General features: G+C 50.0%; 14 protein-coding genes and 2 rRNA genes. 4 read left to right on the top strand and 12 right to left on the bottom strand.

Features of this window, described 5'->3' with window-relative positions; translation table 11 throughout:
• Positions 1 to 7 precede the first annotated feature (7 nt).
• The 10 genes from flgK to flgB form a co-directional block, all read right to left on the bottom strand.
• Positions 8 to 1,924, bottom strand: coding sequence for a flagellar hook-associated protein FlgK (gene flgK, locus V8L70_RS15990; protein WP_101145848.1), 1,917 nt, complete (start codon positions 1,922 to 1,924; stop codon positions 8 to 10).
• Positions 1,925 to 1,997: 73 nt separating this feature from the next.
• Positions 1,998 to 3,032 carry a flagellar assembly peptidoglycan hydrolase FlgJ gene (gene flgJ, locus V8L70_RS15985; RefSeq protein WP_101145849.1) on the bottom strand — a complete coding sequence of 345 codons (1,035 nt, stop codon included), beginning with the start codon at positions 3,030 to 3,032 and terminating at the stop codon, positions 1,998 to 2,000.
• Positions 3,032 to 4,162, bottom strand: a complete 1,131-nt coding sequence (locus V8L70_RS15980; protein ID WP_101145850.1) for a flagellar basal body P-ring protein FlgI — start codon at positions 4,160 to 4,162, stop codon at positions 3,032 to 3,034. The genes flgJ and V8L70_RS15980 overlap by 1 nt, the downstream gene beginning before the upstream one ends.
• Positions 4,163 to 4,223: 61 nt before the next feature.
• On the bottom strand, positions 4,224 to 4,913 hold the full coding sequence (locus tag V8L70_RS15975; protein WP_101145851.1) for a flagellar basal body L-ring protein FlgH: 690 nt from the start codon (positions 4,911 to 4,913) through the stop codon (positions 4,224 to 4,226).
• Between the two features lie 35 nt (positions 4,914 to 4,948).
• A complete protein-coding gene (gene flgG, locus V8L70_RS15970) occupies positions 4,949 to 5,731 on the bottom strand; it encodes a flagellar basal-body rod protein FlgG (protein ID WP_101145852.1) in 783 nt (260 codons plus the stop codon).
• Positions 5,732 to 5,781: 50 nt separating this feature from the next.
• On the bottom strand, positions 5,782 to 6,540 hold the full coding sequence (gene flgF, locus V8L70_RS15965) for a flagellar basal-body rod protein FlgF (protein WP_101145853.1): 759 nt from the start codon (positions 6,538 to 6,540) through the stop codon (positions 5,782 to 5,784).
• A gap of 31 nt (positions 6,541 to 6,571) precedes the next feature.
• Positions 6,572 to 8,083: a flagellar hook protein FlgE gene (flgE, locus tag V8L70_RS15960; RefSeq protein ID WP_101145854.1), complete on the bottom strand. Its 1,512-nt coding sequence runs from the start codon at positions 8,081 to 8,083 to the stop codon at positions 6,572 to 6,574.
• Between the two features lie 34 nt (positions 8,084 to 8,117).
• Entirely contained in the window at positions 8,118 to 8,807 is a 690-nt protein-coding gene (locus V8L70_RS15955) for a flagellar hook assembly protein FlgD (protein ID WP_101145855.1), read from the bottom strand.
• Positions 8,808 to 8,809: 2 nt separating this feature from the next.
• Positions 8,810 to 9,220 carry a flagellar basal body rod protein FlgC gene (gene flgC, locus V8L70_RS15950; protein WP_101145856.1) on the bottom strand — a complete coding sequence of 137 codons (411 nt, stop codon included), beginning with the start codon at positions 9,218 to 9,220 and terminating at the stop codon, positions 8,810 to 8,812.
• A 31-nt stretch (positions 9,221 to 9,251) separates the two neighbouring features.
• Positions 9,252 to 9,686: a flagellar basal body rod protein FlgB gene (flgB, locus tag V8L70_RS15945; RefSeq protein WP_336270141.1), complete on the bottom strand. Its 435-nt coding sequence runs from the start codon at positions 9,684 to 9,686 to the stop codon at positions 9,252 to 9,254.
• Positions 9,687 to 9,887: 201 nt separating this feature from the next.
• Between flgB and flgA the strand changes: the two genes are divergently transcribed.
• The 4 genes from flgA to V8L70_RS15925 all read left to right on the top strand — a co-directional run bounded on the left by flgA (position 9,888) and on the right by V8L70_RS15925 (position 12,246).
• Positions 9,888 to 10,604: a flagellar basal body P-ring formation chaperone FlgA gene (gene flgA, locus V8L70_RS15940; protein WP_336270140.1), complete on the top strand. Its 717-nt coding sequence runs from the start codon at positions 9,888 to 9,890 to the stop codon at positions 10,602 to 10,604.
• A 36-nt stretch (positions 10,605 to 10,640) separates the two neighbouring features.
• The gene (flgM, locus tag V8L70_RS15935; protein ID WP_336270138.1) at positions 10,641 to 10,967 is read left to right on the top strand and encodes a flagellar biosynthesis anti-sigma factor FlgM; all 327 of its coding nucleotides are present in this window, start codon (positions 10,641 to 10,643) and stop codon (positions 10,965 to 10,967) included.
• A gap of 12 nt (positions 10,968 to 10,979) precedes the next feature.
• Positions 10,980 to 11,429 (top strand): flagella synthesis protein FlgN, encoded by a 450-nt coding sequence (locus V8L70_RS15930; RefSeq protein WP_336270137.1) that lies wholly within the window; start codon positions 10,980 to 10,982, stop codon positions 11,427 to 11,429.
• A gap of 76 nt (positions 11,430 to 11,505) precedes the next feature.
• A complete protein-coding gene (locus V8L70_RS15925) occupies positions 11,506 to 12,246 on the top strand; it encodes an SDR family NAD(P)-dependent oxidoreductase (RefSeq protein WP_336270136.1) in 741 nt (246 codons plus the stop codon).
• A gap of 69 nt (positions 12,247 to 12,315) precedes the next feature.
• Here the strand turns inward: V8L70_RS15925 and rrf are convergent.
• Positions 12,316 to 12,431, bottom strand: a 5S ribosomal RNA gene (gene rrf / locus V8L70_RS15920).
• 136 nt (positions 12,432 to 12,567) lie between these two features.
• A 23S ribosomal RNA gene (locus V8L70_RS15915) occupies positions 12,568 to 12,760 on the bottom strand; the annotation flags it as partial.

Genomic DNA, 12,760 nt, shown 5'->3' with positions numbered 1-12,760 from the left:
CTATAAGTTAGCTTCGCAGACCTAAAATGGTGTCAAAAATATTGGAAGCCGTATCAATCACACGTGCGTTCGCTTGATAATACTGCTGAAAGCGGATCAAATTAGCAGCTTCTTCATCTAAGCTAACGCCTGATTCAGACTGCTGTACTGCCTTTAATTGATCGGTTAAACCTTGGCGTGCATCTAAATTAACTTGAACAATATTAGTTCGATTACCTACATCACTGACAATAGATGCATAAGCACCGCTGACAGAAGCACTCCCCCCCACAATCGATTCAGCCTGCATATTCTGCAGTGCCAGGGCGTTACGATTATCGCCCGCGCTAGCGTCACTTCGGCTGATGACAAGACTAGCTTCGCCGACTGGAAGTGCATCCAGGGTAAAGCTTAGACCGTCAATACTGATTTTGTCTCCCGCTTCCAGAGGTGTACCAGAAGTAAGGACTGAATCACCCCGTGTAACGGTCACTGTTGGTGTTGTCGGCATAACCGCCAGGTCACCAGTATCGTCAACATTTAGTTCATAACTCTCGTTATCGCTAAAAGCACCGCTTGCAGCAGTTAGTTCGCTAATGTCCAAATCACCTTTACTTTCAACCAAGCTGGCCGCAGCAATTTTATCTAGATCCGTAATATTGCTATCCATACCGCCAGCGGCGCGGCGAACGGGCTGTACTTCAAAACGATCTCCGTTTTGAGCCGTATTAAGATCCGTAAAAACGACATTGACACCGCCAAAGCTTAGCGTGTCTGTAGTATCCTCGAATTCAACATCGACTAACGAACCATCATCTTTACGAGTAACTTCAAATGTTGGTGGTGTAGCTGCAGCGTCAGTCACTTTAATAGAGTAATCGGTCGCTTTTAATGCACTGATATCTTCCAGGTCAAAAGTCGCTTCAACGCTAGCGCTGCCACCATTCTCAGCATTAAAGTAAGCATTTGGCTTACCTAAGCTGAAAAACGCTTCGCCTTGATCTCCTTGTAAATCTACTCCTTGCTGATGCTGCTCATTAAAAGCTAATGCCAATGAGGAGGCTAACTGGCCAATTTGATTCTGCGTTTTATCTAGCGTGTCTGAGCGAAAGCTCATCAAACCACCTAACGCGCCACCGCTAATCAATCCCTCGTCTAAAGCAACTAAATTTCCGTTTCCTTGGGCTCCCTCTCGGTAACCCACTACCACTCTTTGCGGATCACTTTGCGACTCTATCGCTTCAAGTTTATAAGCGGTATCACCGGTAACAAGCGGCTGGCCATTAGGAAGAGTTAGATTATAGGTTTTACCATCTTGGATATTAAGGCGCACATCCAATCTTTCGTTTAACTCGGAAATCATCTGATCACGCTGATTTAATAGGCTATTCGGTGCTTCACCTAATTGCGCTCTTGCTAGAGAAATTTCACGGTTAATCGATGCGATTTGAGTCGTCGTATTATTAATTTGAGTGATTTCATCTTTTATTTGCCCATTAACACCTGACTGCAAATCTTGGAGATAACCATCAAACGAACGGAACTGGGCAGACAATGTATTAGCAGAGCCTAACACACCCTGGCGCGATGCAGGGTCAGAAGGTGCGCTGGCCAAATCTTCAAGGGAGGAAAAAAAATCCTGCATCAATGGTGCCAAACCAGCTTCACGATCGGCAAGCAAGTTATCGATTTGCGTGACTTGCGTGCTATAAACATTTAGAGCACTAGACTGGGATTTGGCATTATTCAGCTGAGCAGCGACAAATGTGTTGTATTGTCGTTCAATATCCGCGACGCGCACGCCAGAGTTATTATTACTTTCGTTAAGAACCGTAATTTCCCGATTGTAGCCAGGCGTATAGACATTACTAATATTATTACTAACCGTATTCAGGGCATTCTGTGCCGCATTAAGGCCGCTTAACCCAATCGAAAACATGCTCATGGTTCAATTCCTTAGGCTGATACCTATACATGTTACAAGTATCGGCAGTGCGCAAAAAAACTTGAGGAAAGGGCTAGCGAGAATCTGCCAGGAAATCGTCACCCGCGTTAAGCGGCCCCATCGACTTCATTACTGCCACTAGTTTATCGGCATAACGCGGGTCAGTGGCATAACCACCACGCTGTAACTCTTGCGCTGCCTGCTCGGCACTCGGTGCCTGGACAACACCGGCATAGCGCGGGTTATTACTGATCAGGCTGGCATAGTCGGTAAAAGCGTGCTCAAACGACTCGTAAACGCGGAATGTGTCGACTACCGGAGTACGTCGCCCATTGATATATTCATGCGTCACAATGTCAGTTGTTTCGCCCTGCCAATGGCTACCTGCTTTGATACCAAACAAGTTATGGCTGTTATTTCCATTGCGAGTGGCAATTTCGTGCCGACCCCAGCCCGTTTCTAACGCCGCCTGGGCCAAAATTAATTCAGCAGGAACGCCAGTGTTGGCACTAGCCGCCTGGGCTGGCGCCGCTAACGTTTGCATAAATTGGTCAATGTGACCTGAAGCTGTCGGCTCTCGCTGATTTAACGCGGACTCATCGACTGTATTACCTTTCTCCACACCTTGGCGAATGGCCTCAAGCTCAGCCAGGAATTGCCCGCTGCCCTGTGAGCTTGTTGTGCCAGTAGCGCCCGGATCTACCGAGAAAGAGTCATCAAGTATTCGGGGCGTGCCACGGGGAATACCGGCGATTAGGGCTTGCAGCTCTTGATCTGCATTGGCTGCTGGCTCTGCTTTTGAAATAGCACCTTGGCGCTCTAACTGCTCAACGAGAACATCCGCAAGGCCCATGCCACGCGAAGCCATCACTTGGGACCACTGTTGATCCAGCATCGATTGATAGGTATTCGTCGCGCTGCTATTCATCAGTCCTGAGGTGGGTGTCGCTTCGCGCATACTCTTCATCATCATCTGAATAAACAACGCTTCAAATTGCTGGGCTGCGCCATCTACGCCAGCTTCAGGGTCGACTCGGGCGGTGTGTTGAAGCCGTTGAAAGCCGCTCACATCCAGGGCGAACTGACTGCTCATATCATTCGCGCTCATTAAATGACCTCCAGCTCAGCGCGTAGCGAACCCGATGCTTTTAACGCTTCTAGAATCGACATTAAATCCTGGGGTGTGGCGCCTAACGCATTCAATGCATTGACCACTTCGTTGAGCTGCGCGCCTTCTACGATTTGCAGATAAGCCTCTTGCTGATCAATTTCAATATCCGCATCAGGTACGACGACCGTCTCTCCCTCGCCAAACGGGTTAGGCTGGCTAACGCCAAACTGGGTATCAATCATGATCGACAGACTGCCGTGGGCTACCGCCGCTTCTCGCAATGTGACGGCACTGTTCATTACGACCGAGCCGGTACGTGAATTCAGCACAACAAGCGCTGGTGCCTCAGTAGGTGTTACCTGAACGTTTTCGACACGGGCCATAAAGTTGACCCTTGCATTGTCATCGGTAGGGCCATCCAGGGCGATGACTCGACCATTTCGTGCGTAGGCAACCGACTGGCCAAACTCGTTATTAATCGCCGTCACCATGCGCTGAACGGTGCCAAAATCGGAATCGTTGAGCTGTAATTCAAGCATCCCACCGTTACTGCCCAGGTTAAGCGGCACTTCTCTTTCCACCAGGGCACCATTGGGGATACGGCCTGAGGCCTGTTGGTTAATCTGAACGCTACTGCCACCAGCCTGTGCACCCGCCCCACCTACGAGCATATTGCCTTGGGCAATCGCATAAGTATCCCCGTCGGCACCTTTTAGCGGCGTCATTAACAGCGTACCGCCTCGCAAGCTGCGCGCATTGGCAATCGACGAAACCACTATATCCAACCGCTGGCCCGGCCTGGAAAATGGCGGGAGATCAGCCGTTACCATCACTGCAGCCACGTTGCGCAATTGTAAGTTCGTACCTGCAGGTACCGTCACCCCAAGCTGGGAAAGCATGTTGGTCAGGCTTTGACTGGTGAAAGGCGCCTGGGTTGTTTGGTCACCGGTGCTATCAAGGCCCACGACTAACCCATAGCCCACCAGCTGGTTATCGCGGACACCGGCAAAGCTCGAAAGCTCGCGAACACTCTCCGCTTGGGCGGGTAGTGCCAGTGAACACATCAGCACTAAGACACCCAGCTGAACCAACCAGGTGTTGCTTGTTCGATAACCACTTAATCGCATCGCTATTGCCCGTCGTAACAGTGTTATTGGTCGCTTTAACATTGATAGCTCCAAATAGGGGCTAGAATGGCGAGACGTTTAAGAAGAAACGTTGTAGCCAACCCATGTGCTGCGCTTCGTTGATATAACCGTCACCCACATACTCAATACGCGCATCAGCCACCTGAGTGGAAGGAACGGTATTTTGTGCGGTAATCGTGCGCGGGTTAACCACGCCTGAAAAACGGATAAACTCCGTTCCCTGATTGATGGCAATTTGCTTCTCGCCCCGTACACGTAAATTGCCGTTATTCATGACTTCTAACACCGATACGGTAATCGTACCGGTAAAGGAGTTATTCGCCTGCGACCCACCACTGCCGGTAAAATCGTTCTCACCGGAAACATCGTAGCCGTACTCAGCAAGAGTATCGAGAATATCTGGAAGCTCTGCCAATTCCAGGCTAGCACTGCCACTACGACCTGCGTTGGACTGCGAATTCTTGCTCGCACTGACTTCTTCATCCAACACAATGGTCAAAATATCGCCAATCGAGCGCGGCCGGCGATCTTCAAAAAGCGGCTGATACCCTTGCCTTGCCTGATAAATAGAGCCATTAGGGATGGGTGGTGGACGATCAACAATACTGATCTGCTCCTGCTCTCCCACCACTGAGGCTCTTGGAATTTGAGCGCACCCGGCAACCACCAGTATTAAGAGCGCCAAGCCAGCTAGTGCAATACGACGTAACATTGGGTGCAACTCCAGCATGACGCAACCTGTTAGTAAACTTTATTGAAAAACCGTTACAGCTGGCTCAAGCGTGCCAACATTTCATCGCTGGTAGAGACCGCTTTGCTATTAATTTCATAGGCGCGTTGGGTCTGAATCATATTGACCATTTCTTCAACCACATTAACGTTGGACGTTTCTACATAGCCTTGGAATAGACGCCCAGCGCCGTTCATTCCGGGCATATTTTCGTTAGGTGCGCCTGAGGCCCCTGTTTCAAGATAGAGGTTGCCCCCAACACTTTCTAAACCTGCCGGGTTAATAAAGGTACTGACGGTGATTTGCCCAACTTCATTATCAATAGCCACGCCTGGCTGGCGGACGCTCACCGTACCGTCTTCACCTACATTCACTGACAGTGCGTTGGGAGGTAAGAAAATAGCAGGCTCAACGGGATAGCCATTAGCCGTCACCATCTGGCCATTTTCGTTTAGCTGAAAACTGCCGTCGCGGGTATAAGCATTAGTCCCGTCGGGCATCAATACCTGAAAAAAGCCTTCGCCATCAATGGCTAGATCACGCGAGTTTTCCGTTTGCTCTAAACCACCTTGGGTATGCAAACGCTCAGTGGCCACCGCGCGAACACCGGTACCAATTTGCATGCCTGAGGGCAGGCGATCCTGAATATTGTTCTGAGCCCCTGGCTGACGCATATTTTGATATAACAAGTCTTCAAACACGGGACGTGAGCGTTTGAAGCCATTGGTACTGACGTTGGCCAGGTTATTTGAAATGACATCTAGCTTGGTTTGTTGCGACTCTAGACCGGTTTTAGCGGTCCACAATGACTTAATCATAATTATGCTCCCTTGGCCGACTGACTCACATCAGCATTGAATGGCCAACATCAACCTTGAATAGATAGAATGCCGTTGGCACGCTGGGCGTTTTCGTCAGCGGTACTGAGCACTTTCATCTGCATATCGTAACGGCGTGCCACATCGATCATTGAAACCATGGCATCGACGGCACTCACGTTGCTGCCCTCAAGCGCGCCGCTCACTAGCTTGGCATTCTCGTCGGCGGGCAAGGCGCCCGGTCCACCTTCCTCATTAGGAGGTGCACGAAACAGGCCGTCCTCACCACGGGTTAGCGCTCCCTCTTCGGGTGTCACTAACTTAATCCGCCCTACTTCGACGAGCGCTTCTGGCCCTACGCCCTCGGGAATGGCACTAATGGTCCCGTCGGCACCGATAGAGACTTGCGCGCCTTGCGGCACGGCAATAGGGCCACCTTCCCCCATCACCGGGCGCCCTACATTAAGCAGAACCCCATCACTGTCAATTTGGAGATCGCCGCGCCGCGTATAGGTTTCGGTACCATCGTCCGCCTGCACTGCCATCCACGCATCGCCCTGCATCGCGACATCAAGTGTGCGCCCCGTAAACTCAACGGGCCCCTGTGAAAAGTCACTGCCGGGCGTGGTGGTCACCGCTGACGTCCGCGTTGCCAGCAACGCCTCACCCTGCACGGGCACAGAACGAGCAGTCTGTAGCTGGGCACGAAAACCAGTAGTACTCACATTCGATAGGTTATTACTCACTATCGACTGTTGATCCATACTGTTTTTGGCGCCACTCATGGCGGTATAGAGCATTCGATCCACGGTACTTACTCCTTACAAGATTGACCGACTATTAAAGATTAATAATGGTCTGCAGGAGCTCGTCCTGGGTACTAATCGACGTCGAGTTCGCTTGGTAAGCACGCTGGGCAACGATGGTATCCACCAGCTGTTTTGCTAGGTCAACGTTGGAGTTTTCCAACACGCCAGACTCAATGGTGCCGAATACGCCGGTACCACCAGTACCTATAATGCCGATACCTGAGGCATTGGTTTCGCGCCATGCGTTGTCGCCTATAGACTGGAGGCCCTCTTCGTTTGCAAAGTTAGCTAATACAATTTGCCCTGCATCACGGCGCTCTTCGTTGGTATAAATACGAATAACACGACCATCGCGTGTTATTTCTAACCCAGCGAGGCTGCCGGAGGTATAACCATCTTGCGTCAGTGTATTTTGCACAGAGTTATTGTTGAACTGGGTAGTTCCAGTCAGTGCAAAATCATAGTTAAGCGGATCAGCACCATCACCCACAATAAATTCTAAATTTGCAAAGGCTTTCGTTAGGCCTGCATTGTCTACCGAGGCTTGGTTGAATGCTTGAGTCGCATCTTGACCATTGGCGGAAGCATTATCTACATCAAGATTCACTGGGGTAGTAGCCGTACCAAAAGCAAGCCGATAACCGGCATCAGCGACACCAACTATATCGTCTTCATCTCTAAGTCCAGCCCCTGCCCCATCAAGATCGCTATATTTAGCAAGCTGTCCATTACTGTTAAACTTCAGCCAGAACGAATTCTCCAGATCTTGCGCAGCATTATCCACTCCATCAAATGAAAGCTTCCCATCAACAGCTTGAAACGCTTTCCAGGTATTATCATCTACCTTTTCATAATACATCGTAATATTGCGTTCATTTCCCAAGGAATCGAACGTAGTGAAACTATTGGAAAAGTGATACGAAACATCGAGTTCAAGTGGATCGCCTGTTGCATCAAAAGCACCGTCGTTATCAACCGTGATTAAATCACCATTTCCATCCACTGCTTGGACAGTTGCTTGCTGCAAACCCTGTCCTGGTACTGTACTGGCATTCAAATTATAGGTAGCTGCCACGTCCGCAGTAGCCTTTGCAGGAATGTCAGCTGATGAAATATTTAGCGCTTCAGGGGCTCCTCCTGGCACAACAGCTGAAAACGGATCATTAGGATCAGAAAGACCATACCCCGTTAACCGCTGGCCTGATGCATTCACCAAAAAGCCTTCATTATCTTGGCTAAATTGACCATTTCGAGTATAAGCGGCTTCACCACTCGTTTGTTCAACCCGGTAAAAACCTTCACCAGCCACTGCCAGATCCAAAGTGCGACCCGAGGTTTCCAAATCACCTGCCGCAAAGTCTTGACGAACATCTGAAATTTTTACGCCCAGGCCCACTTGGCTACTTGCACCGGCAAATACATCAGAAAATATTGCACCTGAGCTTTTAAAGCCGACCGTTTGCGAGTTCGCAATATTATTACCTAAGATCTTTAGGTTTTCTGACTGTGCATTCAGACCGCTTAGTGCTTGAGAAAAACTCATTTCATTCTCCTAGAAGACAATTTATGTTACTAAATCAAAGGATTTGTTTAACATCATTCAGGCTGATTTGACCATAAATCGCCCCTAGGTCCAGCCGAACACCACCGTTAACATCGTTAGGTGTCACGCTATTGACGATCGCATAGTTAAGCGCGGTTGATTCAATGGCTTCGCCTTCAGCGTCCGTCGCCTCTAACTGAACGGCATAGCGATTACTGGCAACCACCTCGCCCTGGTCATTCTCCCCGTCCCACTTGAAAGACTGCACACCCGCATCAACTGCCCCTAAATCATAACGGCGAATAACTTGGCCACCCTGGCCAACTATCGTCGCTTGAACATTGGCGGCGGGCTGGTCTAATTCAATCCCAAAAGGTGTTGAGTAAGGTTGACCTTCGCTATCTTGCTCCAACATGATTTGACGCCCAGGTACCATGACCCCCTGGCCAATCAACCCGCTCGCCTGCAATGCCTGATTGGCATCCATTTGGCTGGTGATGCTCTGTAACGTGCTATTCAGCTGCTCAATACCGCTTACCGTGTTGATCTGTGCGATTTGAGACGTCATCTCCGCGTTTTCCATGGGTTTAAGCGGGTCTTGATTTTGCAATTGCGTAATCAATAGCGTCATAAAGCTATTACGCAGCTCGTCTGATTGACTCTGCTTTAGCTGAATACCACCACCATTGATATTCGACAACGTGGTTGGATCAATAGTACTCATTGTTAGCCCTCTCCCAGCGACAGCGTCTGCATCAGCATTTGCTTACTGGTATTAAACACTTCAACGTTGGCTTGATAGGAGCGCGAAGCAGAAATCATATTGACCATTTCATGCACAGGCTCAACATTGGGTTTTGCGACATAGCCCTCTTCATCCGCTGCCGGGTGGTTGGGCATGTACTCCATGCGTAGCGGTGAGTCGTCTTCCACCACTTCGGTAACTCGCACACCGCCAACGCCATAGCGGTTGCCTTGTGCCTGGGTCTCAAACATGACCTGTTTTGCTCGGTAGGTTTCCCCATCAGGCCCGGCAACACTATCGGCATTGGCCATGTTGCTAGCGGTAACGTTCATTCGCTGGGACTGGGCACTCATTGCCGAACCGGCAATATCAAACGTAGAGAACATCGACATCGTTGCTTAACTCCTCACTAATTTGGCCTGGTTATTCGGGCTGCATGGCATTTTTCAGCCCTTGAATACGGCTGTTGAGCATCGTAAGGCCGACTTGATAACGAACAGCGTTATCCGCAAACTGCGTGCGCTCACGATCCATATCAACCGTATTGCCATCCAAACTAGGCTGGTCGGGAATGCGGTAAAGTAAATCGGCGTTGCCCGCTCCACGCCATGCGGGGCCTTCTCCAGCAATATGGTTGCCAGCGGTACGCGCCAATGTCAGACCGCCACCAGTATTACCAGATGCATTCTGAGTACCGTCTACTGCTTTTTTCAGTTCACTAGCAAAATCGATATCACGCGCTTTATAGTTAGGCGTATCGGCATTAGCGATATTAGCCGCTAACACCTCGTGGCGTGCCTGGCGCAAACCGACTGCTTGCTGATGAAAATTAAAGGCAGATTCCAGTTGATCAATCATGCCGACCCTCGCGTTGAGGCAAAAATAAAATGGATTTTGTTGATGATGAAGAATACGTCTGGAACTGTCAGCCTAAAGCATGGAACAGCTGGCGTTTCTACCAGCATTTCGCGTGATACGGCTGCTACCTTTTCGCTACACTGACTGACCGGTAGCCTCATCAGCCTACTTCCCCAAGCTCTTCAGCAAGTGGCCCCTTCCATGCTACGAAAGCACGTTACTCAGCCAAGCATGCTTTGCTACTGGCAAGTGATTTTTTTATTGGCAATGCTAGCCGTTACAGCTTTGACTAAGGTTCAGGCTGATGACGACGCTCTGCTTCAGCAAGTACACCAATTTTTGTATCAGGAAACCCAGGCATTAGGCGAGGAAGTGGTGATTGATTTACGGCCACCTTCTCCACATTTGCCGGAATGCATTCAACCAGAGCCTTTTTTACCCAACGCCAATCAAGCCCCCTTGGGCCGCGTTTCCGTTGGGGTACGTTGCGGTGAAAACGGCCGACAAGTGCGTTACTTACAGGCTCAGATTGATGTCATTGGTAGTTATGTGGTGGCAGCGAGAGATATTGAGCGAGGCACGTTGATTACTTCGAATATGCTCAGCGAACGTGGTGGTAATTTAGGCGATCTTTCGGCGCAAGCTTTGACGGCTGAAGAAGACATCGTAGGTAAAATCACCCAGCGCCCCATTCGCACTGGCAGCGCTTTTTTGGCTCATTACTTACAAGCTCCTGACTTAGTTGAACGTGGGCAGCGCGTTACTGTCGTAGCGCAAGGTTCAGCTTTTCGCGTTTCACGCGAAGGGGAGGCGCTAGAAAATGGTGCTCTTGGTGAGCAAGTAAGGGTGCGTTTTGGGTCACGCGAAATCATGACTGCCCGCGTCACTGATCGAGGTGTTTTGGTGGTGGATTTTTAACGCATCGCCTAAAGTTATACCCTGCGCTGCCGATATATGGCTATACAAGCTACACTAGGCGCCAAGCGCATCGACGTTGACGATGAGGCAGACAACGTGAAAATTGATAACATTAACTCGCTATTACGCTCGAATCCTACGCAGCAGCGGGATGAAGCGCAAAAAGCAGAGAGCGTATCGCCAGCCACACCGGGCGGCACGACTCGTGAATCGACCCAACTGAGTCAATCGAGTATTGATGAGTCTCAGGATATCGATACCGCCAAAGTTGAAGAGATTCGAGACGCTATTCGTGAAGGGCGCCTGGAAATGCGCGCAGACCGAATTGCTGACGGTCTAATTGCCAATCTTAAAGATTTATAGGGGACGCTTTAAATGAGCCTTGCATCTTTGCTTACCGACCAACGGCAGCGCCTTGATGCGTTAATTTCGTTGTTGTCCAACGAGCAAAACCTTTTAACGCAAGGTGACATTGACGGCGATGCGTTAGCTCAAGTCGCACGCGAAAAGCAGTCATTATTAGCCGAGCTAGAGCGGATTGAAACTGTGCGCCGCAATGTACAGAAACGCCTCGGTTATGATGAAGGTGCTATTGGCGCTAGATCAGCAGCTGTTGATGCTGGCTGTCAAACAGCATGGGAAAGCCTGCTGGAAAAAAGTGAGCGCGCCTCACGCATGAACGAGCTGACGGGACAAATGCTGTCAGTACGAATGAAGCATAACCAGGCAATGCTGGATTACATCCGCCAAATTGCAGAAAAAACGCTGTATAAGCCGGATGGTCGTAATAGTGCTCAACCTGGCAGAATCAACGCTTCCGCCTGATATATTCCCTCGACAAGTTCCCTGCATAACGTTTCAATGAAAGCCCTCCTCACTAGTAGGATTCCAAAGGCTTTCCATGTTCTATTTGCTGCCTCATCATTATACAGCGCTGGTTGTTGGCGCATCGGGAGGAATAGGCGCTGCCATCATTCAGCAGCTACTCTCTTCCTCCCAGCTCGGCCACATTATTACGGTAAGCCGTAAACCATCACAAATTGACCATCCACGCCTTACTCACCTAATGCTTGATGTTTCTCAAGAACAGGATAGGCAGGCACTTCAAAATGCATTGGCTGCCCGGCCTGTTCACTTCTTCTTTAATGCCATCGGCATCCTTCATGATGAAGCTAAACAACTGGTTCCTGAAAAGCGACTTGATCAGCTGAGTGTTGAAAACCTAACGCAGACAATGAATATCAACGCCTTTACGCCTATCTTGCTGCTGGCGTCACTAAAAGACTCTTTCAAAGGGACACACCCTACAGTGATCGCCAGTCTTTCCGCGCGAGTTGGCTCCATCGAGGATAATCAGCTAGGCGGCTGGTACAGCTATCGTGCCAGTAAAGCAGCCCATAACATGCTGCTTAAGACGGCATCAATAGAGCTCAAGCGGCTTAACAAACAATGCACCGTGTTATGCCTGCACCCTGGCACCACCGATACAGCGCTCTCTAAACCTTTTCAATCAAGGGTGCCTGACGAGAAGCTCTTCACGCCTGCATTTGTTGCAGAGCAGTTACTGGCAGTCATCGCTCAACGAACACCTGATGATAACGGTACTTTTTGGGCTTGGGATGGCCAATCTATTGGGTGGTAAGAGCCACGTTTTTTTCTTCCACGCACACAAAAAACCCAGCCGGGTGGCTGGGTTTTCTGCGGTATAGGTGCCTGACGATGACCTACTCTCGCATGGGGAGACCCCACACTACCATCGGCGCTAAGCGGTTTCACTGCTGAGTTCGGCAAGGGATCAGGTGGTTCACGCGTGCTATGGTCGTCAGGCGTAACTGGCTATGTACATCATGCTGTTTGCGATCGTCTCATTGTGCCGCTTGCTCTTCTTGAGCTAGGCCACACGCTGCGTATCCGGTGTTTTAAATGTTGCGTCATCATCGCGACCAGACCCCTTGGGTGTTATAGGGTCAAGCCTCACGGGCCATTAGTACACGTTAGCTCAACGCCTTGCAGCGCTTCCACACCGTGCCTATCAACCAGCTGGTCTCGCTGGGCCCTTCAGGAGGCTCTAGGCCTCAGGGATGTCTCATCTTGAAGGGGGCTTCCCGCTTAGATGCTTTCAGCGGTTATCCCGTCCGACCATAGCTACCCGGCAA

Source organism: Vreelandella arctica, assembly GCF_037070215.1.
In the GTDB taxonomy this organism is placed as follows: domain Bacteria; phylum Pseudomonadota; class Gammaproteobacteria; order Pseudomonadales; family Halomonadaceae; genus Vreelandella; species Vreelandella arctica.
This window is presented reverse-complemented; position numbering and strand designations above follow the sequence as displayed.

What these genes read in the sequence shown, in the direction of transcription:
- flgK (WP_101145848.1), bottom strand. Translation starts at nt 1,924, where the DNA reads ATGAGCATGTTTTCGATTGGGTTAAGCGGCCTTAATGCGGCACAGAAT.
- flgJ (WP_101145849.1), bottom strand. Translation starts at nt 3,032, where the DNA reads ATGAGCGCGAATGATATGAGCAGTCAGTTCGCCCTGGATGTGAGCGGC.
- V8L70_RS15980 (WP_101145850.1), bottom strand. Translation starts at nt 4,162, where the DNA reads ATGCGATTAAGTGGTTATCGAACAAGCAACACCTGGTTGGTTCAGCTG.
- V8L70_RS15975 (WP_101145851.1), bottom strand. Translation starts at nt 4,913, where the DNA reads ATGCTGGAGTTGCACCCAATGTTACGTCGTATTGCACTAGCTGGCTTG.
- flgG (WP_101145852.1), bottom strand. Translation starts at nt 5,731, where the DNA reads ATGATTAAGTCATTGTGGACCGCTAAAACCGGTCTAGAGTCGCAACAA.
- flgE (WP_101145854.1), bottom strand. Translation starts at nt 8,083, where the DNA reads ATGAGTTTTTCTCAAGCACTAAGCGGTCTGAATGCACAGTCAGAAAAC.
- V8L70_RS15955 (WP_101145855.1), bottom strand. Translation starts at nt 8,807, where the DNA reads ATGAGTACTATTGATCCAACCACGTTGTCGAATATCAATGGTGGTGGT.
- flgC (WP_101145856.1), bottom strand. Translation starts at nt 9,220, where the DNA reads ATGTCGATGTTCTCTACGTTTGATATTGCCGGTTCGGCAATGAGTGCC.
- flgB (WP_336270141.1), bottom strand. Translation starts at nt 9,686, where the DNA reads ATGATTGATCAACTGGAATCTGCCTTTAATTTTCATCAGCAAGCAGTC.
- flgA (WP_336270140.1), top strand. Translation starts at nt 9,888, where the DNA reads ATGCTACGAAAGCACGTTACTCAGCCAAGCATGCTTTGCTACTGGCAA.
- flgM (WP_336270138.1), top strand. Translation starts at nt 10,641, where the DNA reads ATGGCTATACAAGCTACACTAGGCGCCAAGCGCATCGACGTTGACGAT.
- V8L70_RS15930 (WP_336270137.1), top strand. Translation starts at nt 10,980, where the DNA reads ATGAGCCTTGCATCTTTGCTTACCGACCAACGGCAGCGCCTTGATGCG.
- V8L70_RS15925 (WP_336270136.1), top strand. Translation starts at nt 11,506, where the DNA reads ATGTTCTATTTGCTGCCTCATCATTATACAGCGCTGGTTGTTGGCGCA.